25 protein-coding genes, 1 tRNA gene and 1 other RNA gene are annotated in these 25,989 nt (G+C 66.8%); 8 read left to right on the forward strand and 19 right to left on the reverse strand.

Features of this window, described 5'->3' with window-relative positions; translation table 11 throughout:
• Window positions 1–91: 91 nt before the first annotated feature.
• From ACFVTM_RS22515 to rnpB, 3 genes are all read right to left on the reverse strand, one after another.
• On the reverse strand, window positions 92–1,582 hold the full coding sequence (locus tag ACFVTM_RS22515) for a glyceraldehyde-3-phosphate dehydrogenase (RefSeq protein WP_390206405.1): 1,491 nt from the start codon (window positions 1,580–1,582) through the stop codon (window positions 92–94).
• Between the two features lie 230 nt (window positions 1,583–1,812).
• Window positions 1,813–3,480 carry a GMC family oxidoreductase gene (locus ACFVTM_RS22520; protein ID WP_390206406.1) on the reverse strand — a complete coding sequence of 556 codons (1,668 nt, stop codon included), beginning with the start codon at window positions 3,478–3,480 and terminating at the stop codon, window positions 1,813–1,815.
• Between the two features lie 191 nt (window positions 3,481–3,671).
• Window positions 3,672–4,065: RNase P RNA component class A (rnpB, locus tag ACFVTM_RS22525), an RNA gene on the reverse strand.
• 83 nt (window positions 4,066–4,148) lie between these two features.
• Between rnpB and ACFVTM_RS22530 the strand changes: the two genes are divergently transcribed.
• Together ACFVTM_RS22530 and ACFVTM_RS22535 are read left to right on the forward strand one after the other, a co-directional pair.
• Window positions 4,149–5,066 carry an alpha/beta hydrolase gene (locus ACFVTM_RS22530; protein WP_390206408.1) on the forward strand — a complete coding sequence of 306 codons (918 nt, stop codon included), beginning with the start codon at window positions 4,149–4,151 and terminating at the stop codon, window positions 5,064–5,066.
• A gap of 33 nt (window positions 5,067–5,099) precedes the next feature.
• The gene (locus ACFVTM_RS22535) at window positions 5,100–5,864 is read left to right on the forward strand and encodes a YaaA family protein (RefSeq protein WP_390206409.1); all 765 of its coding nucleotides are present in this window, start codon (window positions 5,100–5,102) and stop codon (window positions 5,862–5,864) included.
• Window positions 5,865–5,941: 77 nt separating this feature from the next.
• On the opposite strand, the gene ACFVTM_RS22540 is transcribed toward ACFVTM_RS22535, so the two are convergent.
• Window positions 5,942–6,679 carry a zinc ribbon domain-containing protein gene (locus ACFVTM_RS22540; RefSeq protein WP_390206411.1) on the reverse strand — a complete coding sequence of 246 codons (738 nt, stop codon included), beginning with the start codon at window positions 6,677–6,679 and terminating at the stop codon, window positions 5,942–5,944.
• 123 nt (window positions 6,680–6,802) lie between these two features.
• The gene (locus tag ACFVTM_RS22545) at window positions 6,803–7,726 is read right to left on the reverse strand and encodes a Nif3-like dinuclear metal center hexameric protein (protein WP_390206413.1); all 924 of its coding nucleotides are present in this window, start codon (window positions 7,724–7,726) and stop codon (window positions 6,803–6,805) included.
• Between the two features lie 99 nt (window positions 7,727–7,825).
• On the opposite strand from ACFVTM_RS22545, the gene msrA reads away from it, so the two are divergent.
• The 3 genes from msrA (at window position 7,826) to epsC (ending at window position 9,975) form a co-directional block, all read left to right on the forward strand.
• The gene (gene msrA / locus ACFVTM_RS22550; RefSeq protein WP_390206415.1) at window positions 7,826–8,350 is read left to right on the forward strand and encodes a peptide-methionine (S)-S-oxide reductase MsrA; all 525 of its coding nucleotides are present in this window, start codon (window positions 7,826–7,828) and stop codon (window positions 8,348–8,350) included.
• A 65-nt stretch (window positions 8,351–8,415) separates the two neighbouring features.
• Complete coding sequence (cysK, locus tag ACFVTM_RS22555) at window positions 8,416–9,351, forward strand: cysteine synthase A (protein ID WP_390206417.1); 936 nt, start codon at window positions 8,416–8,418, stop codon at window positions 9,349–9,351.
• 39 nt (window positions 9,352–9,390) lie between these two features.
• A complete protein-coding gene (gene epsC / locus ACFVTM_RS22560) occupies window positions 9,391–9,975 on the forward strand; it encodes a serine O-acetyltransferase EpsC (protein ID WP_229994476.1) in 585 nt (194 codons plus the stop codon).
• A 52-nt stretch (window positions 9,976–10,027) separates the two neighbouring features.
• Here epsC and ACFVTM_RS22565 read toward each other — a convergent pair whose 3' ends face one another.
• Window positions 10,028–10,861 carry an oxidoreductase gene (locus ACFVTM_RS22565; RefSeq protein ID WP_390206419.1) on the reverse strand — a complete coding sequence of 278 codons (834 nt, stop codon included), beginning with the start codon at window positions 10,859–10,861 and terminating at the stop codon, window positions 10,028–10,030.
• 119 nt (window positions 10,862–10,980) lie between these two features.
• Complete coding sequence (gndA, locus tag ACFVTM_RS22570; RefSeq protein WP_390206420.1) at window positions 10,981–12,417, reverse strand: NADP-dependent phosphogluconate dehydrogenase; 1,437 nt, start codon at window positions 12,415–12,417, stop codon at window positions 10,981–10,983.
• A gap of 264 nt (window positions 12,418–12,681) precedes the next feature.
• On the opposite strand from gndA, the gene ACFVTM_RS22575 reads away from it, so the two are divergent.
• Entirely contained in the window at window positions 12,682–13,410 is a 729-nt protein-coding gene (locus tag ACFVTM_RS22575) for a FadR/GntR family transcriptional regulator (RefSeq protein WP_390206422.1), read from the forward strand.
• A 47-nt stretch (window positions 13,411–13,457) separates the two neighbouring features.
• On the opposite strand, the gene ACFVTM_RS22580 is transcribed toward ACFVTM_RS22575, so the two are convergent.
• From ACFVTM_RS22580 to ACFVTM_RS22590, 3 genes are read right to left on the reverse strand one after another with little or no spacing between them, the layout of a single operon-like run.
• Window positions 13,458–14,567 carry an L-idonate 5-dehydrogenase gene (locus ACFVTM_RS22580; protein WP_390206423.1) on the reverse strand — a complete coding sequence of 370 codons (1,110 nt, stop codon included), beginning with the start codon at window positions 14,565–14,567 and terminating at the stop codon, window positions 13,458–13,460.
• Window positions 14,567–15,337, reverse strand: a complete 771-nt coding sequence (locus ACFVTM_RS22585) for an SDR family oxidoreductase (protein WP_390206424.1) — start codon at window positions 15,335–15,337, stop codon at window positions 14,567–14,569. The genes ACFVTM_RS22580 and ACFVTM_RS22585 overlap by 1 nt, the downstream gene beginning before the upstream one ends.
• A 13-nt stretch (window positions 15,338–15,350) precedes the next feature.
• Complete coding sequence (locus ACFVTM_RS22590) at window positions 15,351–16,286, reverse strand: NAD(P)-dependent oxidoreductase (protein WP_390206425.1); 936 nt, start codon at window positions 16,284–16,286, stop codon at window positions 15,351–15,353.
• Window positions 16,287–16,354: 68 nt separating this feature from the next.
• On the opposite strand from ACFVTM_RS22590, the gene ACFVTM_RS22595 reads away from it, so the two are divergent.
• Complete coding sequence (locus tag ACFVTM_RS22595; protein ID WP_390206426.1) at window positions 16,355–17,419, forward strand: D-2-hydroxyacid dehydrogenase; 1,065 nt, start codon at window positions 16,355–16,357, stop codon at window positions 17,417–17,419.
• A gap of 252 nt (window positions 17,420–17,671) precedes the next feature.
• Here ACFVTM_RS22595 and ACFVTM_RS22600 read toward each other — a convergent pair whose 3' ends face one another.
• The 5 genes from ACFVTM_RS22600 to ACFVTM_RS22620 all read right to left on the reverse strand — a co-directional run bounded on the left by ACFVTM_RS22600 (window position 17,672) and on the right by ACFVTM_RS22620 (window position 22,952).
• Window positions 17,672–19,027, reverse strand: coding sequence for an MFS transporter (locus ACFVTM_RS22600; RefSeq protein WP_390206427.1), 1,356 nt, complete (start codon window positions 19,025–19,027; stop codon window positions 17,672–17,674).
• A 166-nt stretch (window positions 19,028–19,193) separates the two neighbouring features.
• A complete protein-coding gene (locus ACFVTM_RS22605; RefSeq protein WP_390206429.1) occupies window positions 19,194–19,991 on the reverse strand; it encodes an IclR family transcriptional regulator in 798 nt (265 codons plus the stop codon).
• A gap of 160 nt (window positions 19,992–20,151) precedes the next feature.
• Entirely contained in the window at window positions 20,152–20,982 is an 831-nt protein-coding gene (locus tag ACFVTM_RS22610; RefSeq protein ID WP_390206431.1) for a fumarylacetoacetate hydrolase family protein, read from the reverse strand.
• 261 nt (window positions 20,983–21,243) lie between these two features.
• On the reverse strand, window positions 21,244–21,534 hold the full coding sequence (locus ACFVTM_RS22615; RefSeq protein WP_390206438.1) for a hypothetical protein: 291 nt from the start codon (window positions 21,532–21,534) through the stop codon (window positions 21,244–21,246).
• 149 nt (window positions 21,535–21,683) lie between these two features.
• Window positions 21,684–22,952, reverse strand: a complete 1,269-nt coding sequence (locus ACFVTM_RS22620; RefSeq protein WP_390206432.1) for a glycosyltransferase — start codon at window positions 22,950–22,952, stop codon at window positions 21,684–21,686.
• 190 nt (window positions 22,953–23,142) lie between these two features.
• Between ACFVTM_RS22620 and ACFVTM_RS22625 the strand changes: the two genes are divergently transcribed.
• Entirely contained in the window at window positions 23,143–23,328 is a 186-nt protein-coding gene (locus ACFVTM_RS22625; RefSeq protein ID WP_390206434.1) for a hypothetical protein, read from the forward strand.
• 67 nt (window positions 23,329–23,395) lie between these two features.
• Here ACFVTM_RS22625 and ACFVTM_RS22630 read toward each other — a convergent pair.
• From ACFVTM_RS22630 to ACFVTM_RS22645, 4 genes are all read right to left on the reverse strand, one after another.
• A tRNA-Val gene (locus ACFVTM_RS22630) sits at window positions 23,396–23,471 on the reverse strand.
• Between the two features lie 89 nt (window positions 23,472–23,560).
• Window positions 23,561–24,475, reverse strand: a complete 915-nt coding sequence (locus ACFVTM_RS22635) for an NAD-dependent protein deacetylase (protein ID WP_390206436.1) — start codon at window positions 24,473–24,475, stop codon at window positions 23,561–23,563.
• Between the two features lie 31 nt (window positions 24,476–24,506).
• Complete coding sequence (locus ACFVTM_RS22640) at window positions 24,507–24,998, reverse strand: peroxiredoxin (RefSeq protein ID WP_390206440.1); 492 nt, start codon at window positions 24,996–24,998, stop codon at window positions 24,507–24,509.
• A 44-nt stretch (window positions 24,999–25,042) separates the two neighbouring features.
• Window positions 25,043–25,462, reverse strand: coding sequence for a DUF3052 domain-containing protein (locus ACFVTM_RS22645; RefSeq protein ID WP_018773429.1), 420 nt, complete (start codon window positions 25,460–25,462; stop codon window positions 25,043–25,045).
• Between the last annotated feature and the right edge of the window lie 527 nt (window positions 25,463–25,989).

Here is a 25,989-nt window from a genome sequence, read left to right on the forward strand (position 1 = left end):
TCATCGAGCACTACAATCACCACAGGCCCCACACCGCCCTCAAAGGCGCCTCACCCGCCAGCCGCGTCACCAACCAACCGGGTTAGTACAGCTAGACCTCGACGGGCAGCCCGGCGGCCTCGAGGATGGAGGCAGCGTCCTTGGCGGGGAACGACGGCGGGTTGACCCCGGCCATTTCCTCCATGACGCGGACCACCTGGCAGCTGTAGCCGAACTCGTTGTCGTACCAGACGTAAAGCACCAAGTTCTTCTCGTTGGAGATCGTGGCCAGGCCGTCCACAATGCCGGCGCGACGGGAGCCCACGAAGTCGGTGGAGACCACCTCGGGCGAGTCGATGTAGTCGATCTGCTTTCGGAACTCCGAGTGCAGGGACAGTTCCCGCAGGTAGTCGTTGACTTCGTCCTTGGTGGTGCCGTTCTCCAGGTTCAGGTTCAGGATGGCCAGGGACACATCCGGGGTAGGAACGCGGATGGAGCTGCCGGTGAGCTTGCCCAGCAGTTCGGGCAGGGCCTTCGCGACGGCCTTGGCGGCACCGGTTTCGGTGATGACCATGTTCAGCGCGGCGGAGCGGCCGCGTCGGTCGCCCTTGTGGAAGTTGTCGATCAGGTTCTGGTCGTTGGTGAAGGAGTGCACCGTCTCGACGTGCCCGTGGACTACGCCGTAGCGGTCGTTGATCGCCTTCAGGACCGGGGTGATGGCGTTGGTGGTGCAGGAGGCCGCCGAGACGATGGTGTCCGAGTCGGTGATGGTGGCGTGGTTGATGCCGTGCACGATGTTCTTCAGCTCACCCTTGCCCGGGGCGGTCAGCAGCACGCGGGAGACGCCCTTGCTCTGCAGGTGCTGGCCCAGGCCTTCAGCGTCGCGCCAGCGGCCGGTGTTGTCCACCACGAGCGCATCGTGGATGCCGTACGCGGTGTAGTCGATCGTGGCGGGGTTGTCCGAGTAGATGACCTGGATCTGGACGCCGTTGGCGGTGATGGTGTCGTTTTCGAGGTCCACCTTGATGGTGCCTTCGAAGGAGCCGTGGACGGAGTCGCGGCGCAGCAGGCTGGCGCGCTTGGCGAGGTCGTTGTCCGAGCCGCGGCGCACCACGATGGCGCGCAGGCGCAGGCCGTGGCCGCCGCCGGCCTTTTCGATCAGCAGGCGCGCCAGCAGGCGGCCGATGCGGCCGAAGCCGTAGAGGACGACGTCGGTGCTGGTGCGGTCATCGCCGCCGCGCTTGCCGACCACTTCGGCCAGTTCGGCGCGGAGGAACTCATCCAGGCTCACGCCTTCGCCCTCTGCGCGGTACTTCTCGGTGAGGCGGGCGACGTCGATCGCCGCGGCGCCGAGGTCCAGCTTGGTGAGGGCCTCCAGCAGCGGGGCCGTCTCCTCGAGGCGCAGTTCTTCCTTGCTCATCCGGCGGGCGAAGCGGTGGGCCTTGAGGATATTCATGGTGGACTTGTTGATCAGGCTGCGTCCGTGGATGGAGGTCACCACGTTGTTCTCGCGGTACAGCCGGCCGATCACGGGGATCATGGCCTCGGCGAGTGCCTCGCGGCCCATCCACGTATCAAGACAAGAATCTGACGTCTGGCTCACAGAACTACCTTCCTAGAATCCACCCCCTACGTCCTCGTAGGGGGAAGTCGGCCGCCGGAGGGTGTCCGGTACCGGGCGCCGGCGGGGATTCGGTCCACCCCGGGCGCCTCATCGAGCGCAAAGAAAATCCGCCGGCTGCGAACGCAGACCCGACGGCAGAACTTCTACGTTCACCATCAATTCTACGGGCGGCCCGGCATGCTCCGGTGCCCTGTTGCGCGTGAAATGACTCACACACCGTCCGGGGACATACAGGAGCCGGCCAGACCACTCACTCCGGGCGCCAGCCTGGCTGCGTCCTCCAGGATCATGTCGACGGCTTTTTCCGCGATCATGATGGTCGGCGCCTGCGTGTTGGCACTGATCAGGCGCGGCATGATCGAGGAGTCAACCACGCGCAGCCCCTCGAGCCCGTGGACCTTCAGCCGCGGCGAGACCACGGAATCATCAGAGGTTCCCATCGCACAGGTGCCGACCGGATGGTAGGAGGTCCGTCCGTAGGAGCGCACGAACTTCACGTACTCGTCGCGGGTCCTCACCCGTGAGCCGTCACCGATGTGCTCTCTTTTGATGAAGGCTGCGATCGATGTCTGCTCCATGATCTGGCGGCTCTGTTGCACGCCGGCGATCGTCATCTCCAGGTCATAGTCGTCCGCGAGGAAATTCGGATCGATGAGCGGCGCCTGTGTGGGGTCTGAGGATGCGACCCGCACTGTCCCCCTGCTACGGGGGCGCAGGAAATAGGAGTTCAGCGTCATGCCGAACCCGGGCTGCAGCGACGCTATGCCCGGCTCTGACCGCGCGGCCGGCAGGAAGTGGAACTGCAGGTCCGGGGTCTTTTCATCCTTGTTGGCGTAGCTGAAGCCGCCGGCCTCGACAAGGTTGGACGCGAACGGTCCCGAGCGGAAAGCCAGGTACTCGAGGCCGGCCAGGACCGTCGCCGGGCGCACGCGGTTGAACCGGTCCAGGCTGAGGCCGTCGGTGAGTTCGTAGATGACGTCCAGGTCCAGGTGATCCTGGAGGTTCTTCCCGACGCCCGTGAGGGCATGGAGGACGTCGATCCCGGCGGCAGCGAGGTCCGCCGGGTCGCCGATGCCTGAAAGCTGCAGCAGTTTCGGAGATCCAAACGCACCGCTGGCGACAATGACCTCCCGCCGTGCGCCGTAGATTCTCGCCACGCCGTCTTCGACTGTCTGCACGCCGACGGCACGGCCGTGCCTGATGACCACTTTGGCGACGGTCACGTTGACGCGGACCGTGAGATTGCGGCGCTTGCGCGCGGGTTTGAGGTAGGCCACGGCCGCACTGCACCGGCGACCGTTCTTCGTGGTGGTCTGGTAGAAACCGACGCCGTGCTGTTCGGCGCCGTTGAAATCGCTGTTGTACGGCAACCCGAACTCCTGGCCGGCCTGCACGAACGCCGCCGAGAGCGTGTGCGGACGCCGGGGATCCGAGACACCAAGCGGCCCCTGGGTTCCGTGGTGGGGTCCTGAGAGTCTGGAGTTGCACTCCGAGCGGACAAAATACCTGGACACCTCAGCGGCGGACCAGCCATCGCAACCGTAGTCCGCGACCCACCCGTCGTAGTCCTCGTCCACGCCCCGCGTGAAGACCTGCGAGTTGATGGAGCCGCCGCCGCCGAGTCCCCGGCCCTGAGGAAGCGCGATGCTGCGGCCATTGCTGTGTTTTTGCGGAACGCTGTTGTAGGCCCACTGATACGGGCCGCCCTTGAGCCTTGGGAAGCCCGCAGGCATATGAATGAACGGATGGCGGTCGGACCGGCCAGCCTCGAGCAGCAGCACGCGAACTGCCGGGTCTTCACTTAATCTCCCGGCAAGAACGCTTCCGCTCGTACCGCCCCCGGCGATCACATAGTCGTACTCTGCATCGTCCGGCACTATGACTCCTCAACCATCGCCGAAACCACCGCCCCTTGGAGCGTTCCTTGAAGTCTCGGGTCCTGCCGGGGTGATGTCAACCATGCCTCAAGGTTTTCCCAAGCTTGCAACCCTGGAGCCACGCGACCCCCGGCCGGGAACCTGTGACGGCCGAATCCTGCCGGCAGGGCTGGACTTCCCGGCGGAGTGGATGGATGGGTTGACCGATACGCCGGGTTCTGTGTTCCCGCGCTGTTGCCGGCGCGGGAGTAGCGGCCATCCATCTACGGACGCCGTTGCCGACGCCCTCCAGCAGCCTACCCGGACACTCGGGCGAGCAGCCCTCAAACGTGCCCTGTCTGGCCTTGCTCCGGGTGGGGTTTACCTAGCCTTCCCGGTCACCCGGGAAGCTGGTGGTCTCTTACACCACCGTTTCACCCTTACCTGCCCTGCGGCCTGTGCAAGCACACGCCGCATGCAGGCGGTCTGTTCTCTGTGGCACTGGCCTGCGGGTTACCCCGAGTGGGCGTTACCCACCACCCTGCTCTGCGGAGCCCGGACGTTCCTCGAGCCACTTGCGTGACGCGCGGCCGCCTGGTCAACCCATCCGCAGTCCATTCTACGGTCAGCGCGGGCGCCCCCGGTGACACGGCCGGGCCGGGCCATGCCCGCGGGCCTATTATCGAGGGATGGACAAGTCCGCCCTGACCCGGCGACGCCTGCTTGAGCTGGCGGGAATCGGCCTGGGCGCGTCCGCGCTCACGGCCTGCACTGCCAGCCTCGCGCCCGCCGAAACCTCTCCGCCAGTACCGGCCACCCCGCCGGCGACGGCAACAGCGACGGCAACAGCGACGGCGGTCCCGGCGCCCGCCGCCCCGCTGACAGTCCGGACCAGCTCAGGCTCGTTCGTCTCGGCTTTCCGCCCCGGGATCGCCAGCCACTGGTCGCTGGCCGCCCCCGAATTGCCGCCCGGCGCTACGCAGCCCGAATTGCCCGTGGCGGTATTTCTCCACGGCCTCAACGGCAGCCACACCGTCCTGCTGGAGGATCTGGCCGCCCATGAGGCCCTCCAACGGCACCTCGACGCCGGCGGCGCGCCCTTCGCGATCGCTGCCGTGGACGGCGGAAACACGTGGTGGCATCCCCGCGCCGACGGCAGCGACACCCAGTCGATGCTGGTGAAGGAATTTGTTCCGTTCTTGGGCGGCCAGGGCTACGACCTGGGCAGGATCGGCCTCTTTGGCCTGTCCATGGGAGGCTTCGGTTCCCTCCTGCTCGCCTCGCAGGGCCGGCTGCCCGGAGTCCGCGCCGTCGCGGCCATGAGCCCGGCGGTCTGGGACCACTACGACCCACGCCAGGGAACCGCGTTCGACAGCCCGGCCGACTTCGCGGCGCACGATGCCTTCGCCCTCCGGCCCCGTCTGGCGGCGCTGCCCAAACGGATCGACTGCGGCACCGGGGACGAGCTCGCCGCCACCGTCCGTCAGTATCTGGCGGCGCTCCCGGGCGAGGTCGAGGGTGGTTTCCGGCCCGGCGGCCACGACTACAGCTACTGGCGGTCCGTCCTGCCCGAGGTGGTGTCCTTCCTGGGCTACAACCTCGCCTGAAGCCGGCGCGGGCAAGGTCGGTAAGATCGTACGGTGCTAATTCTGTTGCCGCCCTCCGAGGGCAAGACTCCCGCGACGCGCGGGAACGCCGCCGACTGGACCGCCTTGAGCTTTCCCGCCCTCAACAGCTCCCGGGCCAGGGTCCTGGACGCGCTCGGCACCGTCAGCGCCCACGAGGACGCCCTGGCGCTGCTGGGCGTCGGCGCATCGCTGAGTGCCGACGTCGAACGCAACACCCGCCTGCACGCGGAACCTGCCGCCCCGGCCCACCAGGTCTATTCCGGGGTGCTCTTTGACGCCCTCGGTTACGACTCCCTGACCCCGGCGCAGCGGAAGAAGGCCGACGCGTCGGTGCTGGTGGTTTCCGCCCTGTGGGGCGCCATCCGCTTCGCCGACCGTGTGCCCGCCTACCGGCTGTCGATGGGGATCTCGCTGCCCGACGTCGGGCGGCTTGCCTCGTTCTGGAAGCCGCAACTGGATGACGCGCTGGCGGCGGCCGCCGCGGGCGAGCTGCTGGTGGACTGCAGGTCCAGCACCTATGCCGCGGCCTGGGCTCCCCCGCCGGAACAGACGGTGGCCGTGAACGTCTTCACCGAGACCGCCGGCGTGCGCAAGGTGGTCAGCCATTTTGCCAAGCACACCCGGGGCGAGCTGGCGCGGCACTTGCTCACCCGCAGGGGCAAGGCGCCCCGGACCCCGGCACAGCTGCAGAAGGCGGCGGCCGAGAAATGGGTTGCCGAACTCGTCGAGGGCACGGCCCGGAAGCCGCACGCACTCAACATCATCCTGTCCAACTAGCTGCACTTCCCAACTAGCTGACAGCAGGGGCCGTTCTGAGTGCTCAGAACGGCCCCTGCTGCTAGTCAGTTGGGTGGTCAGCCCCACTCGGCGGAGCGGACCAGGATGCAGCCGGAATCCGGGCAGAAGACGATGTCGTCCTCGGCCGCGGCCTTGATCTCCGCGAGGTCGCCCGGGCTCAGGTGCATGCCGGAGCCTTCTGAGGTGCCGTGGAAGAGCCGGGCAGCGCCGACGCCGCGCTTGGCCAGCGTCTTCTCGTAAATGGCCAGCATGCCGGCGTCGAGGGTGGCGGCGAACTCGGCACGCTGCCCGCGCACCACGGTGGCCTCGGCGGCGATCTCGGCCAGCTGCTCGTCCAGCTCGGCGCGGATGGAGCCGAAGGAGCCCTGGATGTCGTCCACGATCTGCTGCTGGGCGCTCTGGCGGGCCCGGAGCGAATCGAGCCGTTCGAGGACCTCGAGCTCGACGTCTTCGAGGTCCGAGCGGCGCTTGTTCAGGGACACGAGGTCGCGCTGCAGGGCAACGAGGTCCTTGGACAGGCCCGTTCCGCTGTTGAGCCTCGCCTCGTCGCGTTCGATCCGGGAGGCAACCTGCTCGACGTCGGCCTCTGAGCGCTTGAGCTCGAGCTCGGCGTCGTGGACGGCCACCTTCGCGGCACCGAGTTCACCGTTGGCCACACCGAGAGCCGCTTCGAGATCGGTGATCCGGGAGTCACTTTCAAGGCTTCGCCGGCGGTTGGACAAGGACTTGAGCTTGGCATCGAGTCCCTGCAATTCGAGCAACTTCAACTGATCCGCCGGTGCTGCCTTGGCCACTATTTACCTCCGCTAAATCCAATCCGGCCGGAGCCGGGCACCGTCTCGGCGCTCCCTAGACTCTAGCGCCTAACGTGCTCCCCAGCCTCGCTACGCTCGCCCGGGGCCCCTCGCACGCCAGGCTTAGCCCGGAGTCAGAATGAAGTCCCACGGATCACTGTTTGTGGTGCTGACCCGGATCTCGACGTCGTGGCCCTGGTCGGTGAGCACGTTGCCCAGCGCTTCGGCGGCGGCGGGCAGCCACAGCCACTCGCTGGCGAAGTGGGACACATCGATCAGGTAGGGCCGGTCGTTGACCGCCGCCTCCCGGGCTTCCGACGCCGGGTGGTGCCGCAGGTCCGCCGTCACGTAGACGTCCGCGTTGCTGGCCCGCACCTCGCCGAAGAGGGAATCGCCGGCGCCGCCGCAGACAGCCACCCGGCGGACCAGCCCGTCCCGGTCACCCGATACCCGGACGCCGCCGGCCACCGAGGGCAGGATGCCGAACACGCGGGCAGCGAAATCACCCAGCGTCAGGACCTCCTCGAGGTCGCCGACCCGGCCGATGCCTTCCTCGGGGAGCCCGTTCGCGGCGGGCGTCAGCGGGGCCACGTTCTGCAGGCCCAGCGCATCGGCCAGGACGTCGGAGACTCCCCCGACGGCGGAGTCCCCGTTGGTGTGCACGGTCATCAGCGCGGTCCCGGACTCGATGAGGCGGTGCACGGCCTTGCCCTTGGCCGTGTTCGCGGCGACGGACGTCACGCCCCTGAGCAGCAGCGGATGGTGCGTGATGAGCAGCTCGGCGCCGAAGTCAATGGCTTCCTCGATCACGTCGGTGGTCGGATCAACGGCGAACATGACCCTGTGCACCTCGGCGTTCGGGTGGCCCGCCACGAGGCCCACCTCGTCCCAGTCCTCGGCCAAAGATTCAGGCCAGAGCTCCTCCACCGCCAGCTGGATCATGCCCAGCGTCGCGGCGCCGGGGGCCTCGCCGGGGCCGGTAGCGCCGTCGACGGCGGCAGCAGCGCCGTCGGACTCCGCTGAAACATCGGTGTTCACAGGTTCCATACCCCCATTTTTACCCTATCCGCGGGCGGCCCTGTCACTCGTAAGGGTCTCGTAAGGTGGGTGGGGAATCATCTGGACCGCCGAACCATTGAAGAGGTCATGAGAACTTTTGTCCTCGGCGGAGGCTGCTTTTGGTGCCTCGACGCCGTCTACCAGAAAACCAAGGGTGTCAGTTCGGTCGTCTCGGGCTACACCGGAGGCCATGACCGAAACCCCGACTATTATTCTGTGTGCTCCGGGACCACGGGCCACGCCGAGGTGGTGGCGGTGACGTTCGACGAGGACGTCATCCCCGCCGAAGTCATCCTGGACATGTTCTTCGTCCTCCATGACCCCACCACCCTGAACCGGCAGGGTTACGACGTCGGGACCCAGTACCGTTCCTCGATGTTCTACGAGACCACCGAGGAAAAGATCCTGTTCGAAGAGGCCATCGAGCGGAACCAGGCCCTGTGGCGGCACCCGATCGTCACGGAGGTCAGCAGGCTGCCGCAGTTCCATGTGGCCGAGGAAATCCACCAGGACTTCTTCGCCAAGTATCCCGAGGAGGGCTACTGCCAGGTCATCATCAACCCGAAGCTGGCCAAGGCGAGGAAATATTACTCTGCGTGGCTTAATGCTTAGCTAGGCCCTGTACGCGCTCGTTAGGCTGACCTCAGTCAACCCTCTTCAAAGACAGGCATACATACATGGCACCGATCTATGACGATGTAACCCAGCTGGTGGGCGGAACTCCGCTGGTCCGGCTGAACCGGCTGACCGAAGGCCTTGACGCCACCGTGGCCGTCAAGCTGGAGTTCTACAACCCGGCCAACAGCGTCAAGGACCGGATCGGCGTCGCCATCATTGACGCCGCCGAGAAGTCCGGTGCCCTCAAGCCCGGCGGCACCATTGTCGAAGGCACCTCCGGCAACACCGGAATCGCCCTGGCCATGGTGGGCGCGGCCCGCGGCTACAAGGTCATCCTGACCATGCCGGAAACCATGTCCACCGAGCGCCGGGTCATGCTGCGCGCCTACGGCGCCGAGATCGTCCTGACCCCCGGCTCCGAGGGCATGCGCGGAGCCGTGGAGAAGGCCCAGGAGATCGTGGCCAACACGGAGAACTCCATCTGGGCCCGGCAGTTCGCCAACGAGGCCAACCCTGAGGTCCACCGCCGTACCACGGCCGAGGAAGTCTGGGCTGACACCGACGGCAAGGTGGACATCTTCGTCGCCGGCGTCGGCACCGGCGGCACCGTCACCGGCGTCGGACAGGTTCTGAAAGAACGCAAGCCGGACGTCCAGATCATCGCCGTCGAGCCGAAGGACTCCGCCATCCTCAACGGCGGCGCCCCGGGCCCGCACAAGATCCAGGGCCTCGGCGCGAACTTCGTCCCGGAAATCCTGGACACCAACGTCTACGACGAGGTCATCGACGCCACGCTGGAAGACTCCGTCCGGGTCGCCCGCGAACTCGGCATCAAGGAAGGCATCCTGGGCGGCATCTCCTCCGGCGCGATCGTCTGGGCCGCCCTGGAGCTCGCCAAGCGCCCCGAGAACGCCGGTAAACTCATTGTTGCTGTGGTTTGCGACTTCGGTGAGCGCTACATCTCCACCGTGCTGTACGACGACATCCGCGGCTAAGTCACTGCCGCTGTCCCTCGATTCCCCAGAAAGGTCTTTGTGAGCTTCTTCGCAAGACTGAAGGAAGACCTCGACGCCGCCCGGTCCCACGACCCGGCGGCTCGAGGTTCTTTCGAGAACTTCTTCGCCTATTCCGGCCTGCACGCGATCTGGTTCCACCGCCTGACGCACCGGCTGTGGCAGAACCCGGCCCTGCGGTTCCCGGCCCGGCTCATCTCCCAGCTCGCCCGGTTCCTCACCGGGATCGAGATCCACCCCGGCGCGACGATCGGCCGGCGCTTCTTCATCGACCACGGCATGGGCGTGGTCATCGGTGAGACCGCCGAGATCGGCGAGGACGTCATGATCTACCACGGCGTGACCCTCGGCGGCCGTTCGCTCGCCAAAATCAAACGCCACCCCACCATCGAGGACCGCGTAGTGATCGGTGCCGGGGCCAAGATCCTGGGCCCCATCACCATCGGACGGGACAGCGCCGTCGGCGCCAACGCCGTGGTGGTCAAGGACGCCCCGGCCGAATCAATCGTCACCGGCGTGCCGGCCACCTGGCGGCACCGCGACGCGCAGCGCGAGACCAAACCCGCCGTCGACCCGGCCGAATACCTGATCGACTACCACATCTAGGCCGGGTCTGGTCCAGCGCTGACCCGGCGCCGGCGGCAGGCGCGGCCTGCCGCTATCCGGGGAACCGCTTGTAGATGTTCCAGAGGACGGCGTCGAACGCCCGGTCCGGCAGCAGGTGGCGCAGCAGCAGGATCCCCCGGGCGCTCGGTCCCACCGGATACCGCGTCTTGGGCCGCCGTGCGGTGGCCGCGTGCAGGATGGCCTCGGCGGCCAGTTCCGGCCGCGCCGAGGTCGCGGCATTGTCCGTCGTAGCCAGCGCGGCCGCGACCACCTTGGCCTGGGCGGCGTAGGGGCCGTGCCCGGAGCTGGCCAGCAAACCCTGGGCCGCAATGGTGCCCCACTCCGACTGCGTCCCGGCCGGCTCGATGATGGCCACGTCGATGCCGTGCGGCTTGAGTTCGAGCCGCAGCGAATCGCTCAGGCCCTCCACTGCAAACTTCGTCGCGTGGTACCAGGCGCCCAGCGGCTCGTACATCTTGCCGCCGATCGATGAGATGTTGATGATCCTGCCCGCCCGCGCGTCCCGCATGGCGGGGATCACGAGCTGGGTCATGCGGGCGAGGCCGAAGACGTTGACGTCGAACTGCCGCCGCCCCTCGGCCAGCTCCACTTCCTCGAGCGACCCGTACGTCCCGTAGCCGGCGTTGTTGACCAGGACGTCGATGCGGCCGTGCGCGGCCAGCACTTTCCCGACGGCGGTGCTCATCGACTCCTCATCCGTCACGTCCAGGGCCACCACGTTGACGCCGGAAGCTTTCAGCGGCTCCATTTTCTCCACCCGCCGGGCCCCGGCGTAGACCGTGAAGCCGGCCGCGGCCAGCTTCCTCGCGGTTTCGAAGCCGATCCCGGTGGACGCACCGGTGACAAACGCTACGGGCTGGGGCATGGGCAGATCTCCTTGCGTGCTGAACTTGACGCTGAACTCCTGGGGCGGAAGCGGTGCGGAAACACGAACGGCCGGCGCCTCCCAGAGTATCGGGAAGCGCCGGCCGTTCGCGGTGCGGACTAGTGCGTGTCCACTGCCTCGATCTCAGACTTGTCCTCGCCCCAGAGGGTGTGGAAAGTGCCCTCGGCGTCGACGCGGCCGTAGGTGTGCGCACCGAAGAGGTCGCGCTGGCCCTGGATCACGGCGGCCGGCAGGCGCTTGCGGCGCAGGCCGTCGTAGTAGGCCAGCGAGGAGGAGAACACCGGCACCGGGATGCCGAGCTGCACCGCGGTGGACACCACGCGGCGCCAGGCCGGGAGGACGTCGGCGATCGCCTTGGTGAATGCCGGAGCGAAGAGCAGGTTGGCCGGCTTCTCCGCCGCGGCGTAGGCCTTGGTGATCTCCTTGAGCAGTTCTGCCCGGATGATGCAGCCGCCGCGCCACAGCGAGGCGATTTCATCCAGCTTCAGGTCCCAGCCGTATTCCTTGGCCGCGGAGGTGAGCATGTCCAGCCCCTGGGCGTAGGAAACCAGCTTGGAGGCGTAGAGCGCCTGGCGGACGTCCTCGACGAAGCTTTCGGGAACCTCGACGGCGGCCTCGCCGCCGGCCAGCAGTTCCTGGGCCAGCACGCGCTGCTCCGCCTGTGAGGACAGGGCGCGGGCGAAGACGGACTCGGCGATGCCCGACGTCGGGGAGCCGAGTTCGAGCGCGGAGATGACGGTCCAGCGCCCGGTGCCCTTCTGGCCGGCAGCATCCACCACGACGTCGACGAACGGCTTGCCGGTCTTGGCATCGACGTGGCCGAGGACCTCGGCGGAGATTTCGATCAGGAAGGAGGCGAGGTCGCCCTTGTTCCACTCTTCAAAGATCTTGGCCTGGTCGGCCGGTTCGATCCCGGCGCCGGAGCGCAGAAGGTCGAAGGCTTCGCCGATGACCTGCATGTCGGCGTATTCGATGCCGTTGTGGACCATCTTGACGAAGTGGCCGGCGCCGTCGGTGCCGATCCAGGCGCAGCAGGGCTGGCCGTCGACGTGGGCGGCGATCTTTTCCAGCAGCGGGCCGAGGGCGTCGTAGGACTCCTTGGAGCCGCCGGGCATGATCGAGGGGCCGTTGAGGGCGCCTTCCTCACCGCCGGAGACGCCGATGCCGACGAAGTGCAGGTCCTTCTTGGCGAGCGCGGCCTCGCGGCGGCGGGTGTCCTCGTAGTGCGAGTTGCCGGCGTCGATGATGATGTCGCCCGCCTCCAGGAGCGGTTCGAGCTGCTCAATCACGGAATCGACCGGCTTGCCGGCCTTGACCATGATCAGCACGCGGCGCGGCTTCTCCAGCGAATCAACGAGTTCCTGGAGGGTCTCCGTGCGGACGAAGTCGCCCTCGTCGCCGTGCTTTGCGAGCAGCGCGTCTGTCTTCTCCACGGACCGGTTGTGCAGGGCAACGGTGAAGCCGTTCCGGGCCAGGTTGCGTGCGAGGTTGGCCCCCATCACCGCGAGGCCGGTAACACCGATGTGTGCTGACATCAAAAACTCCAATTCATTTCTGTTCACCATGTATGCACGGCGATTCATGTGCGACGTTCATCTAGGACTCGGGAAGGTGCGCCGCAGAGGGCGGACCCGCCCTTGGGGATTTTTGTGGCTGTCCATAAACCATATGTATTTCCGCGGGCTGCGGGAAAGCAGCGCCCACGTAGCGGAATACTGTGCGTCACAAACAGTCTATGATCACCTGCGCCCGGCCCGCCGCTCGGCCCGGGCGGGGCTTGCAGCATTATGCTTACGACTATGTCAACGAGCCTCCATCATCGTGCCATCGAGCACCTCGGCACCCGGATCGTGGCGGGCGAACTTCCGGCCGGGCACGTCATGCTTGCCGAGCACCTCGAGGACGAACTTAAGGTTTCCCGCTCGGTGGTCCGGGAGGCGGTCCGGGTCCTCCAGTCCCTGGGCCTGGTGGAGACCATCAAGCGCGTCGGCATCCGCGTGCTGCCCTCCAACCGGTGGAACCCCTTCGATCCGCTCGTGATCCGCTGGCGTCTGGCCGGAGAAGGCCGCGGCGCCCAGCTGCGCTCCCTGGCCGAGCTCCGCACCGCCGTCGAACCGGTGGCCGCCGAGCTGGCAGCCGCCAACGCCCCCGAGGAACTCCGCCGGGAGCTCGTGGAAATCTCGCATGCCATGCGCGACGCCGGTAAGGCCGGTGACGTTCCCCGGTTCCTGGAACTGGACATCCTGTTCCATTCCCTGCTGCTGACCGGCTCCGGCAACGAGATGTTCGCCAACATGGTGGGCCAGGTCACCGAGACCCTGACCGGCCGCACCATCCATGGGCTGATGCCGGACCATCCGCGGGAGACGGCGCTGCAGTGGCACGTGGACGTCGCCGAAGCCATCGCCGCCGGGGAGGCCGCCGCCGCCCGCGAGGCCTCGAACCGGATCATGCGCGAGACCATCTCCGAGATGGAGCCCAGCTGGAAGAACCAGCCTCGGGTGTTTGTCCCGCTCGAGCGCCACTAGCGCACCGCCGGCGCGCTTCACGGCGGCGCGCTTCACGGTGGCGCGCCTCACGCCGGGGTCGGCCTGAAGTCCAGCAGGACCTTTCCGGACACCGCCGAGTTCCTGGCAACCTCGAAGGCTTCCAGGGCCTGTTCCACGGGGAACTCGTGGGTGATGACGGGATCGATCTGCAGGGAGCCGTCGGCCAGGGCGGCGATGACGTCGTTGATTTCGTCGTTGAAGCGGAAGGAGCCCTTGAGGTCGAGTTCGCGCGTGATGGCCAGGGAGATCAGGACCGGCTGGGGGCCGGTGGGCAGCAGGCCCACCATGACGACGGTGCCGCCGCGGGTCGCGCCCTGGATGGCCGAGGCCAGGCCGTGGTGGTTGCCGGAGGATTCGATCACGACGTCGGCCTCGACGGCGGCGATCGCCTCCGCATCGTCCGCCTTGAGGACGGCGTCGGCTCCCACGGCCGCGGCGATTTCCAGCGGCCTGGCGTGCATGTCCACCGCGACGATCCGGGCCGCGCCGGCACGTTTGAGGACCGCGACCGCGAGGGCGCCGATGGGGCCGCTGCCGATCACGAGCGCGGTCTTGCCGGCCACGTCCCCGGCCCGGGAGACCGCGTGCCAGGCGACGCTGGCCGGCTCGATCAGCGCCGCGGTGCGCAGGCCAATGGTTTCGGGCAGCGGCCGGAGCATCCGCGCCGGCAGGGTCACGTACCGGCTGAACGCGCCGTCGGTGTGCGGGAAGCGGGCCGCGCTGCCCAGGTACGTGCAGCCCGGTGACAGGTTGGGCCGGTCCGCCGGATAGCGCGCCGCGCCCGGGCCCGGCGTGGCCGGATGGGCCGCAACGGCCGTGCCGGCCGCGGGACCGGTGCCGTCCGCCGCGGCCCGGACCACGGTGCCGGAAATCTCGTGCCCGAGCACCAGCGGCGCCCTCAGGATGGACTCCCCCGCCGCGCCGTGCAGCCAGTAGTGCAGGTCCGAGCCGCAGATGCCGCCGTAGGCCACCTCGATGACGGCCTCCTCCGGGGCGGGCGCCGGCAGCGGCACCTCCTCGATCCGCAGATCGCCCGCGGCGTGGGCCACCACCGCCAGGCCCGCAACCGGCAGCACCGGAACCGGCAGCACAGGCTCGGGCAGTGCTGATTCGGGCAGTGCTGTGGTGCCGGACATCAGACCACCACCGTCATTCCGCCGTCGATGAAGATCGTCTGGCCGTTGACGAAGTTCGACCCGTCCGAGGCCAGCCACACCGCCGGGCCGGCCAGGTCCTGCACGGTCCCCCACCGGTGCGCCGGGGTCCGGCCCAGGATCCAGGCATTGAACGCCTCGTCATCGACCAGGTTCTGGGTCATCTCGGTATGGATATAGCCCGGCGCGATCCCGTTGATCTGCAGCCCGGCCCCGGCCCACTCGGCGGTCATGGCCCGGGTGAGGTTCCGCAGCCCGCCCTTGGCCGCAATGTACGGGGCGATCGTGGGCCGGGCCAGGTCGGTCTGGACCGAGCAGATGTTGATGATCTTGCCCCGGCCGCGCGGAATCATGTGCCGGGCCGCCTCCCGCCCGACCAGGAACGCGCTGGTCAAATCCGTGGAGATCACCCGCTCCCAGTCCGCCACATCCAGCTCCAGCATCGGGACCCGGTGCTGGATGCCGGCGTTGTTCACCAGGATCTCCAGCGGCCCCACATTCTCCTCCACCCACGCGATCCCCCGCGCCGCCCCGGTATCGCTGGTGACGTCGAACGCGCAGCCATGCACCCGGCCCGGCGGGTAGTCCGCGGCCATCGCCGCCTCGGCAGCCTTGAGCCGCTCCGGGTTGATGCCGTTGAGCACCACCGTCGCGCCCGCGTCGGCCAGCGCCCGGGCCAGGGCATTGCCGATCCCCCGGCTGGAACCGGTCACCAGGGCCACCCGCCCCGTCAGGTCAAAAAGTCCACTCATGATTCGCTGATCCTCAATTGGTCTTGGCTGGTGTGTTGTCTGTTGTGTTGCATCTGGCCATGCCGCTGAGATTGGAGATGGTTTGCCGTACGACGGCGAGGTCCCTGTCCCCCAGTCCCTGGCGCTTCAGCTCCGCGTAGAGCTCGACGCCGGCGGAGGCCATCGGGACGGCCGCACCGACGGCGTCGGCGCTTTCGAGCACGAAGGACAGGTCCTTGTGCATGAACTTGGCGGGCCCGGTGGGTTCGTAGTCCTTCGCGGCGAGCCTCGGGCCCACGACATCGAGGACCCGGCTGCCGGCCAGGCCGCCCGCGAGCACCTCGTAGAGGGCGGCGACGTCCATGCCGGAGCGTTCGGCGAGCTCGGCGGCCTCGGCGAGCGCCGCCGTCGTGCTTCCCACGATCAGCTGGTTGCATGCCTTGGCGAGCGACCCCGAGCCCAGCGGACCCAGCCGGCGCACGGTGCTGCCCATTGCGTTGAAGAGCGGCAGGAGCCGCCGGAAGTCTGCTTCGGTGGCGCCGGCCATGATGGCGAGGGTTCCCTCCGCCGCGCCTTTCGTCCCGCCGCTGACCGGCGCATCGACGACGACGGCGTTGCCGCCGCTCGCCTCGGCGACCCGCTTCCCGAATTCCTTGACCGCAGAGGGCGAGACGCTGCTCATGACCACCACGGTCGTACCGGGGGTGGGCGGCTTGGCGGCCCAGCCGGCCAGGAGAGCGACGCTCGCATCCTCAATGTCGGCCAGGTCCGGGAGCATGAAGACAATCACCGGTTGGTCGCGAAGCCCCTCGACGGCGGCCACGCGGGATCCGCCGAGGGCCTCGAAGGCATCCAATGCCGGTGCCGAGCGGTTCCAGGCAGTGACGGCCCATCCTGCCGCGAGCAGGTTGGCGGCCATTGGCGCGCCCATCAGTCCCAGGCCGACAAAGCCGGCTTCCTTGCGGTCCATCTCCATGCTGCCTCACTTCGTCGTGGTAAATCTTTGAAATCTGTTCAGCATTCTAGCCTCCATTCAGTATGATGAACACTATGACGACCAAAACCACCGTCGCGATCGCCGTCCCGCTCGAAGCAGAGCTTGTGGAACGCATCCGCGCCGTAGATCCGTCCGTGACTGTCCTCTACGAACCCGACCTCCTGCCGCCGGAACGCTTTCCCGCAGACCACTCGGGAGATCCGGACTTCCGCCGGACGCCGGAGCAGGAAGAACGCTACTGGGACATGCTCAACAAGGCCCAGGTGCTGTATGGGCTCCCCAACGAAAGCCCGGCGGGCCTTGCCCGGATCGCAGGCAGCAATCCCCGGCTTGAGTGGATCCACGCCATGGCGGCCGGCGCCGGCGGTGCCGTGAAGGCATCGGGGCTGGACGCCGAGACGCTGCAGAAGTTCAAGGTCACCACTTCGGCCGGCGTGCATGCCCTGCCGCTCGCCGAGTTCGCCGTCTTCGGCATCCTCAACGGCTTCAAGCGCAGCGCCGAGCTGGCACAGGACCAGGCGGCCAAGGTCTGGCCCGAGCTCCGCACCCCCACCCGTCTGGTCAACGGCTCCCGTCTGGTGGTCACCGGGCTGGGCGAGATCGGGCTCGAGACGGCACGGATCGCCCGCGCCCTGGGCATGAGTATCAGCGGCACCAAGCGGACCGTGGAGCCCATCGACGGGATCGAGGAGGTCACGGACAACGACGGCCTGCCTGGCCTGCTGGCCGCGGCAGACGCCGTCGTCAATACCCTTCCCGGCACGCCGTACACCGAAAAGCTCTTCGGCCGCGAGGTCTTCGCTGCCATGAAGCCCGGGACCGTCTTTGTGAACGTCGGCCGCGGCACCGTGGTGGACGAAGAGGCACTCTTGGAAGCGCTCGAGAACGGCCAGGTCTCCTACGCCTGCCTGGACGTGTTTGCCGTGGAGCCGCTGCCGCAGGACAGCCCGCTGTGGTCCCACCCCAAGGTAATGGTCTCCCCGCACACCTCGGCCCTCAGCGCCGCCGAAAACCGGCTGATCGCCGAACGCTTCGCCAGCAACCTGCGGACCTACCTCGACGGCGGCGAACTCCCCCACCTCGTGGACACGGTGCACTTCTACTAGGCCACTAGTCCGCACCGCTACCCCCAGCAGTACCCAAGGGCGGCCCCTCCGGAAGCGGAGGGGCCGCCCTTTGCGTGAGTGCACTCCTTCGCGGCGCGCCCTCCCCGCACCGCCGGGCACTGCCCGCAGCGCCACCCACGTTCCGCGTGGACAGGCACCGTCCCGCGTCGACACGCACTCTCCGCGTCGCAAAAGGCCGCGGCCCCTTCCCGTCAGGAAGGGGCCGCGGCCTGTGGATCTGCTCGGGTGAACCTAGCGGGCGTCCTCAATGAGGACGAGGTCGCGTCCCACCGTCTCGGGTGTGAAGAACGTCGTGACGAACGAGATCAGTGCGAGCACCAGCGAGTAGATGGCGAGCACCAGCCAGGAGTGGTCCGTGGCGGCCAGCAGCGCGGCGCCTACCAGCGGGACAAGTCCGCCGGCCAGGACTGCCGAGAATTCGCGGCTCATGGCCACACCGGTGAAGCGGTACTGCGAGCCGAAGAGTTCGGGCAGCAGCGGGCACTGGGGGCCGAGCATGGACTGGACGCCCAGGGCGATGCCCACCACCATGACAACCCAGACGAGCGTGACGTTGCCCAGTGACACCAGGTAGAACGCCGGCAGCGCGATGAGCGCCTGGAAGAGCGCACCGTAGCGGTAGACGGGCACGCGGCCGAACCTGTCGGACAGCGCGCCGAACGTGATCACCATGACGGCTGCGAACCCTGCGGCAATGAGCAGGCCGACCGGGCCGATGAACTTGTCGCCGGGGAAGACGCCGTCCTTGGCCGCCAGGAAGGCGACCAGCAGGGCGGAGTAGATCGAGGAATTGCCGTTCTCACCCATGCGCAGGCCGATGCCGATCAGCACGTTCTTCTTGGAGTGCTTCCACAGCTGGCCAATGGGGTTCTTGACCACATTCTTGTGCTTCTCCAGCTCCTGGAACACCGGCGTTTCCTTCAGCCGGAGCCGGATGAAGAGGGCCACCAAAATCAGGAACACGCTGGCCAGGAAGGGCACCCGCCACAGCCACCCCTGCAGGGCGGCCTTGTCAGCCATGGCAATGAGGGCAAACGTTCCGGCGCCGAGCAGGGTGCCCAGCTGGATGCCGACGAAGGGAAGAGAGGCGAAGAAACCACGACGGCGGCGCGGTGCGACCTCCGAAATCAGCGTGGTGGCGCCGGCCTGTTCGGCACCGGCGCCCAGCCCCTGGCAGATGCGCAGGAACACCAGGAGCACGGCGCCCACCATGCCTGCCTGTTCGTAGGTCGGCAGAAGGCCGATGGCGAAGCTGGCGGTCCCCATCAGGCCGATGGTGAGGATCAGGACCATTTTGCGGCCGAACCGGTCACCGATGTAGCCGAAGACCATTCCGCCAAAGGGCCGGGCCGCGAAACCGACGCCGTACGTGGCGAAGGAGGCGATCAGGGCGCCGTCCTCGCCGAGCGGCGCGAAGAACAGCGGGCCGAAGATCAGGGCCGAGGCCAGGCCGTAGATGTAAAAGTCGTAGTACTCCAGAGCGGAGCCCACAGAGCTGGCAAGCGTTGCCCGTCGCAGCTGTTCCGGATCGACGACGGCGCCGTCCGCGTCAGCCAGCGGTGTATTAGTACGAGTTGTCACAAGCACTCCCTCAAGAACACTCCAGAACCCCGTTGGCCTGGTGGGATGTGAGCAACCCCTCGAGGAGTCGATCACTATGCTGAACAGCGTACAGCATAGTGATCGACTAGCCAATGAGTAATCGGATTATTTTGTGGGCGCCTGGAACGGAGCCGCGAATTCCCTGGGGTTGCTAGCCCATGGGGTTGCCGAGTGACCGGGCGAGGTCCCTGAGTTCCTTGACCATCATGGCGCCCTGCTCGTCCGAGTAGGTCGCCTTGAGCGCCGTGACCGAGAGACCAAGGCTGGGGCCGTGTGCACCGCGCGTCGGGACGGCCACGGCAAGGCACACAACGCCCGTGGTGGATTCCTCGTCCTCGAAGGCGTAGCCCTGCGACCGGATGACCTCAAGCTGCGCCTTGAGTTCGGCTCCCGTGCGCAGCGACTTCGGCGTCAGGACCGGCAGCTCGGCGTCGTCCGGAAACATGTCGTCGACGTCGTGGTCATGCAGTCGGGCTATCAGGGCCTTACCCACGGCGCAGAGGGACACCGGCATCTTGTCGCCGATGTTGGACGTCAGGCGTACCGCGGGGTGCCCTTCGTAGCGGGCGAGATAGATGACATTTGTTCCGTCCAGCATGGCGATGCGGACTGTCTCGCCCGACAGCGTCGGAGCCTGTTCACAAAACCGGTAGAACTCCTGGACCTCGTCGAGGCGGCTCAGGTACGCCGCACCAAGCTCAACCAGTTTGCGCCCGAGAGTGAAGTCCGCGCCCTGGCGGTTGATCAGCCGGGCCTCCTCGAGGGCGAGGAGGAGGTTGGACGTTGAGGACTTAGGGATTCCCAGCTCCCTGGACAGATCACTGAGCGTGAGGCGTCCTGTCGCGGATGCGGCCAGGGCGTCCAGCACGGCGGCGGCGCGGGTGACAGCCGGTGCGGGTGACGCGCTCCCCAATCCGTCGGAGGTTCGGGAAGCTCGGGAATCGGCCATGATTCTCCTTCAGGTATCGCGCGCAAGTCGCCGCGCCACTCGTTCAAATGCCGTCCAGTCAGCTGAACACTAACCATCATAATGCACTGCCCGTCCGACCCGGCCGGGCACGTGGGTCCGTTGCCCGCACGCCGGGGCTCGTCGCTGGAGGCCGCCGCCGTCAGTGGGCGGCCACCACGGGATTCGTGAGTTCGCCGATGCGGGCAATGTGGCACGTGACGGTGTCGCCGGCAGCGAGGGGCGCGCACTCGGCCGGGAATCCGGTCAGCACCAGGTCGCCGGCGTGCAGCGTCATGAACGAGGTCAGGTAAATGAGGATCTCGTCCACTTTCCAGCCGAGGTCGGCTGAACTGGCCGCCTTCAGCTGGGCTCCGTTGTGCTTGATGCCGATTGCCAGGTCTTCATCCGCCAGGTCCGTGACGATCCATGGCCCCACGGGCGTGAATGTGTCCTGGCTCTTGGCGCTGATCCACAGCTCATCGGAGGCCTGCAGGTCCCTGGCGGAGACGTCGTTTCCAATGGTGTAGCCCAGAATTGCGCTTCTGGCGTTGCCGGGCGTGAGGCCGCGGGCCTTGCTCCCGACGACGATTGTCAGTTCGGCCTCCGGCTCGACGCGGCCCACGCCCGGCCGCAGTTCGATTGCGTCCCCCGGGCCCACCACGCTGGTGGTCGCCTTGTGGAAGGCCTGCGGCGGCAGGTCGCGGCCCGCGCGGCCGGTGTTGTGGGCCATGCCCAGGACGTTTGCCGGGACGCTGGGTGAGAGGAACGTGAACGATGCCTCATCCACGTCGGCCCCGAGTTCCCAGCCGCTGCGGTGCGGGCTGCCGGCGTTGGCCGGAGACCCGGGGAACGGGGTGGAGGTCACCGTCCACACCTTGCCGGCCGCGCTCTCAAAGTCCGGTGCGTCGTTGGATACGAAGAAGTGTTCATCCTCGGCGGCGGTGGAAACGGGGCGCACTCTGGCGATTCGGCGGGCATTCGTGGCGGTCATGAAAAACATCCTAGGCGGCAGGTATCCGCCGGCCCTGATTAGGCCATCGACTGGCGTAATTATGCCGCACGGAGACCCTGGCGGTGTTTCACATTTCCAACCGTTCACGGTATATTCATTACAAGCCTTCCACCGCGGCATCCCCCAATAGTCGCGGTGGAAGGCTTTTCCAATGCCCGGTTTTCCGACGCCGGTTAGAGCCGGCGTCCGTGAGCACCATCAGGAGCCGGCGGGGCCCGCCGATGGGTGCCAGACGGCTCCTTATGCGGCGTCCGCGACCGCATCCCGAAGCCGCCACCCGCCGCCGAGTCCGTCCCGGATCAATTCCATCGTAGTGAGGGCCGAACCGCGGTTACGGCCGAGCCTTGCCTGGACCTGCCAGACCTCGACGTCCACGCGGCTCAGGCCCTTGGGCATCCGCCGCTCGGCCTCCCACCAGCTGACGCGCTCGAACCAGCGCACCGGCTCGGCCCCGATCAGCCACTCCCTGCCGCCGCGGACCACCGCCAGGGGCCGCCCGTCCGGGCCCGTCTTCACCATCACGTGCTCCATGTCCGTCACACTAGGGCGGAGCACTGACATTTTCGGAGCACTGACATCTACGGGTCCCGGACCGGCGCTGCAGTTTCTGCCCCGGTCCCACCCCAGTCCCGTGCCGGCCCCGGGACCAGCGTCCCGGGACGGGCGTCGGGCCCCAACCTTTACCCCGCGGCGTGTACCGCCACGACCCTGGGCTGGCGCAGGCGGATGAATACGTCTGCCGGCTGGCGGTTCTTGCCCCTCAGCGTGATGCCGGAGATGCTGACACCTTCCGGCAGGAGGAAGCTCTGACGCACCACGCCGCGCGCACTCTTCGACCACACCTGCCGGCTCCACCCAAACGTGGAGCTCTTCCGCAGCCCGAGCTCCGCAGGATCGACGCCCTCCGCGCCGTGCAGATCGTACGAGACCATGCCAAAGCCTCCCTGAAGCCTGCTTTTCGACTCGAACTCAAACTCGAACTCGACCAGCCCCGCCTCGATTCCCGCGTCCAACGGAAAAGTCAGCGCCGTCTCCTCGGTCAGGCGCAGGGGCTCGGCACCGGCCGCCGACAGTTCATGCAGAACAGGCTCGCCGGCAATAAGATCGTCGATCAGGGTCGGCCACTTCTCCGCAGAAACATCCGCCGCGTGCACGGCTGTAAGCTTGTCCAGCCGCGCCAGGGAGGCCGCGACGCGCTCGTGCAGGGTCTCATTCAATGAAGAGTCCTGATCGCTGTGGCGGATCAGGAAGAACATGTGCTCCCGGGAGTCAAGGATGGTCGGCATGACCCGATCAATGCCAAGATGCGGCCCAGGCGTGGTAATCGACAGGCGTCCCGTTCGTGGGTCGAAAGGTGCCACAAATGCCATACCGGCCCCTGACTTGGGGTAGTAGCACTCCCGCAGGTTCACCAGTTCGTGTGCGCCCCTGTAGGCGGTCAGGCCGAGGCCAAACGAAATAGCCGTCCCAAGGTGGTTCGGTGTGCGGTACGTTTCGAGGGTCGACAGATAATTTGTCGCGAGCAGGTCATCGTCGTCCACCCGGAACCACACCACCGGCTGCACGTCGTCGTCGGAGCTGAACTTTGCGGCGAGATCCTTCTCGATCAACGGACGTACTTCTTCGATTCCCGAGCCACGGACTACATCGTTCCACTCAACAGGAATCAGGAACGGATGAAGGGCTGCGGCCGCGAAGAGCAGTTCTTTGTGTCGTTCCGGGAGGAGTTCGGAATACATGACAAAGTGCTTGTAGTCATGGTTCTCCGCCATGACAGCCAGTGCCGGAACGGACTTCGTAAGGAACAAGTCCGCCCGCAACTGCAGGCGCTCTTCGGAGAACAGGTACTTCATGTAGTCCTCTGGGGTCTTGAAAGCGCCGCTGCGGGACGTTTTCCAAGACTGCGATCCGGGTGAGAAGAGGCTGTAGCGTGTGACGCCGTAGAACATGGTGGTCCCCCAGGGGTATGTCGGTGCTGAACAAATCACCTAACTCTACTCTGCAACGACCGTGCTGTAGACGTGGAAACCGCTCTTCACGTCCCGTCACTAAGGTCAGACATTTCGGGTCAGATGGTACGTTCGACGCGTGCCGGGGCGTACAGGGCGCCCTGGAAGGAAGACCAAAGGGGAATCCAAGATGGCTGAATCAAACGCTCAGAAACTGGAGAAGGCGAAAGCTGTTGTGCTGGATTCGATCGTGAACGTAGGCGTTTCGAGCAACCAGTCGCAGGCCGTGCAGCGGCTCGCCAACGCCTATGCCCTCCTGGAAGCAACCGTAGAGCCGATCAGCGGCCCCAACGAATCGACGGCGAAAAGCGCCTAAGCGGGTCTGCCGGAAGCACAAAACCCCGTCGTTGCGGACCATTTGGTCCGGAACGACGGGGTTTTTGTGGTGGGTCCTACCGGGATCGAACCGATGACATCCACGGTGTAAACGTGGCGCTCTACCAGCTGAGCTAAAGACCCAAACCGCGGTTTCCACGCCTCAGCGCTTCAACCAACGAACAGTTACTGTACCGGATATCACCGGCCAAGCGCCAATCGGCCAGGGTCCCCTACAGGGGCGGCAGCTCGGCGGCGAGCCAGGTCAGGGCACCGCTGACGCCGGCATCCAGCTTGATGGTGGCGAGGTCGTCGCCGCGAGTCGGTCCCCTGTTGATGATGACCACGGCCTTGCCCTGCTTCGCCGCGTGGCGGACAAACCGCAGGCCGCTCATCACGGTGAGCGACGAGCCGGCCACCAGGAGCGCCCGGGCCGCATCGACCATGGCATAGGCGCGCTCCACGCGGTCCTTGGGCACGTTTTCGCCGAAGTACACGAAGTCTGGTTTCAGGGTGCCCCCGCAGGCGGGACAGCGGGCGACGACGAAGGAACCGATCAGTCCGGAGTCATCGACCGTGGCGTCGGCATCCGGGGCCATTTCAATGGCGCCGGCTGCCTCCGCCCGTTCCAGGAACCCGGGGTTGAGTTCCTCCAGGATCCCGGCCAGCATCCGGCGGCTGAACCTCCGGTGGCAGTCCAGGCAGACAACCTGGTCGAACCGCCCGTGCAGGTCCACCACGTTAATGCTGCCGGCGTCCTCGTGGAGGCGGTCCACGTTCTGCGTGATGAGTCCGGTGAGCAGGCCCCGGTGCTCCAGCCGTGCTACCGCGGCATGGCCGTCATTGGGATCCGCCCGGCGCAGGTGCGACCAGCCGATGTGGTTGCGGGCCCAGTAGCGCTGCCGGTTCCCCGGTTCACCGATGAACTCCTGGTACGTCATGGGCGCCCGCGGCGCGGCGCCTGGCCCGCGGTAGTCAGGAATGCCGGAGTCCGTGCTCAGGCCGGCGCCGGTCAGTACGGCGAACTGTCCCCCGGTCAGGAGACCGCGGATGTCCTGCAGGACCCCGAGCTCGCCCTGTTGGAGCTGCGCTGAACTAACTCCAGGATCGACGGCCGTGGCGGGCGGGAGGCTGGCAAACCCGGTCATACCGATTCCTGGCCGCCGCTGCCTCACCGGATCAGTTCCCGCCGAGCCCCGCGAGGGCGGCCCGGTATTCACCGAGGTCCCGGGCCTGGCCGCGGGGATTCACCACGACGTAGCGGACGATTCCCGCCGCGTCGATGATGAAGGTGCCGCGCTGTGCCATGCCACTGTCGGCGTCGAACACCCCGTATGCCGAGGCCACGGCGCCGTGCGGCCAGAAGTCGGCGAGCAGGTCGAAGCCGTAGCCTTCCTTTTCGGCGTAGGCCCGCTGGGCGAACTTGCTGTCCACCGAGACTGCCAGCACGGCAGCATTGGCGTCTTCGAACAGCGCCAGATTGTCCCGGATTTCACACAGTTCCCCGGTGCAGATGCCGGAGAAGGCGAAGGGATAAAAGACAACTACAACATTGCGTCCGCGGAAATCCGAGAGGCGCACCGGTTCGCCATATTGATTAACAAGCTCGAATTCCGGTGCGGAGTCCCCGACGCCGGGCACGGCACCGGGAACAGGAGTCACGGCGGGCAGCGCAGCGGCAGACACCGCGGTTGCCTCGTGCTGGACCGCTTGGGTCACTTGTTCTTCCGCGTGACCAGGCGGGTGGCGCTCCAGTCCTTCGAGACACCGGCGGAGGTGGTGTAGTGAAGTCCCGCGGTGGGGGCGGCATCCTGGATGTCCGCCGGCGACACGTAGCCGTCGCGGCCCGACTTGGGCGTCAGGACCCACACGACGCCGCCCTCGGTGAGGGTGGTCAGCGAGTCGACCAGGGTGTCGACAAGGTCCCCGTCGCCTGCCCGCCACCAGAGAATGGCGGCATCGACTACCTCGTGATCGTCCTCGTCGAGGAGTTCAGAGCCCGTGAGATCTTCGATATCGTCACGCAAGTCGAAGTCGACGTCGTCGTCATAACCGAATTCCTGAATCAGGTCCCCGTCTTTGAAACCCAGTTTCTCCGCCACATTTACCGAAGTGGCGGCGTCGGCCTCGCTCACGTGTTGCTCCTATGCTTTGTGAATTGCTTCATGTTTTCAATGGCACTAGTGATTTCCATTACTCCAAGCCAACACCCTTTGAGCTCTCGCTTCAAGCTGTTGGCCCCGCGATCCGCCATATTCTGCGTCACACAGGCCGATCCGAAGGCTGCCGGGCAGCCCGTCGTCACACAACCAGTATGCCCGTGAAATACGACGGCGGGTCCATGGGGCGGCTACGCATCGGTCTGCCCGCACGGCTAGAGTGGCTGATGACGACTACGCCTGCGTGGGCAACCGCCCGGCTGATTACCGGCAGGCGTACCGTGATTGGACCTTGCCCGGCGCATACGACCGGGCTGTTGTAACCGATATGTCGCACACGTCGCGTTCAACCCAGGCAGTCACCCTGCCCGGAGCTGAGGGTGCCGATGGATGCGCTCAAAGAGAGGTTGGACGTGGCTGCAGGAGAAGATACCTCCCATATCCTCAGCGGGTTGACAAACCAGCTGCCTGATCGTGATCCGGAAGAGACCGCCGAGTGGCTG

The sequence above is a fragment of the Arthrobacter sp. NPDC058130 genome (assembly GCF_042884475.1).
In the GTDB taxonomy this organism is placed as follows: domain Bacteria; phylum Actinomycetota; class Actinomycetes; order Actinomycetales; family Micrococcaceae; genus Arthrobacter.

Coding starts and splice junctions, on each gene's coding strand:
- msrA (WP_390206415.1), top strand. CDS start 7,826: ATGAGAACTTTTGTCCTCGGCGGAGGCTGCTTTTGGTGCCTCGACGCC.
- cysK (WP_390206417.1), top strand. CDS start 8,416: ATGGCACCGATCTATGACGATGTAACCCAGCTGGTGGGCGGAACTCCG.
- ACFVTM_RS22585 (WP_390206424.1), bottom strand. CDS start 15,337: ATGAGTGGACTTTTTGACCTGACGGGGCGGGTGGCCCTGGTGACCGGT.
- ACFVTM_RS22530 (WP_390206408.1), top strand. CDS start 4,149: ATGGACAAGTCCGCCCTGACCCGGCGACGCCTGCTTGAGCTGGCGGGA.
- ACFVTM_RS22615 (WP_390206438.1), bottom strand. CDS start 21,534: ATGGAGCACGTGATGGTGAAGACGGGCCCGGACGGGCGGCCCCTGGCG.
- ACFVTM_RS22590 (WP_390206425.1), bottom strand. CDS start 16,286: ATGGACCGCAAGGAAGCCGGCTTTGTCGGCCTGGGACTGATGGGCGCG.
- gndA (WP_390206420.1), bottom strand. CDS start 12,417: ATGTCAGCACACATCGGTGTTACCGGCCTCGCGGTGATGGGGGCCAAC.
- ACFVTM_RS22610 (WP_390206431.1), bottom strand. CDS start 20,982: ATGACCGCCACGAATGCCCGCCGAATCGCCAGAGTGCGCCCCGTTTCC.
- ACFVTM_RS22595 (WP_390206426.1), top strand. CDS start 16,355: ATGATGAACACTATGACGACCAAAACCACCGTCGCGATCGCCGTCCCG.
- ACFVTM_RS22620 (WP_390206432.1), bottom strand. CDS start 22,952: ATGTTCTACGGCGTCACACGCTACAGCCTCTTCTCACCCGGATCGCAG.
- ACFVTM_RS22565 (WP_390206419.1), bottom strand. CDS start 10,861: ATGCCCCAGCCCGTAGCGTTTGTCACCGGTGCGTCCACCGGGATCGGC.
- ACFVTM_RS22605 (WP_390206429.1), bottom strand. CDS start 19,991: ATGGCCGATTCCCGAGCTTCCCGAACCTCCGACGGATTGGGGAGCGCG.
- ACFVTM_RS22635 (WP_390206436.1), bottom strand. CDS start 24,475: ATGACCGGGTTTGCCAGCCTCCCGCCCGCCACGGCCGTCGATCCTGGA.
- ACFVTM_RS22625 (WP_390206434.1), top strand. CDS start 23,143: ATGGCTGAATCAAACGCTCAGAAACTGGAGAAGGCGAAAGCTGTTGTG.
- ACFVTM_RS22580 (WP_390206423.1), bottom strand. CDS start 14,567: ATGTCCGGCACCACAGCACTGCCCGAATCAGCACTGCCCGAGCCTGTG.
- ACFVTM_RS22545 (WP_390206413.1), bottom strand. CDS start 7,726: ATGGAACCTGTGAACACCGATGTTTCAGCGGAGTCCGACGGCGCTGCT.
- ACFVTM_RS22575 (WP_390206422.1), top strand. CDS start 12,682: ATGTCAACGAGCCTCCATCATCGTGCCATCGAGCACCTCGGCACCCGG.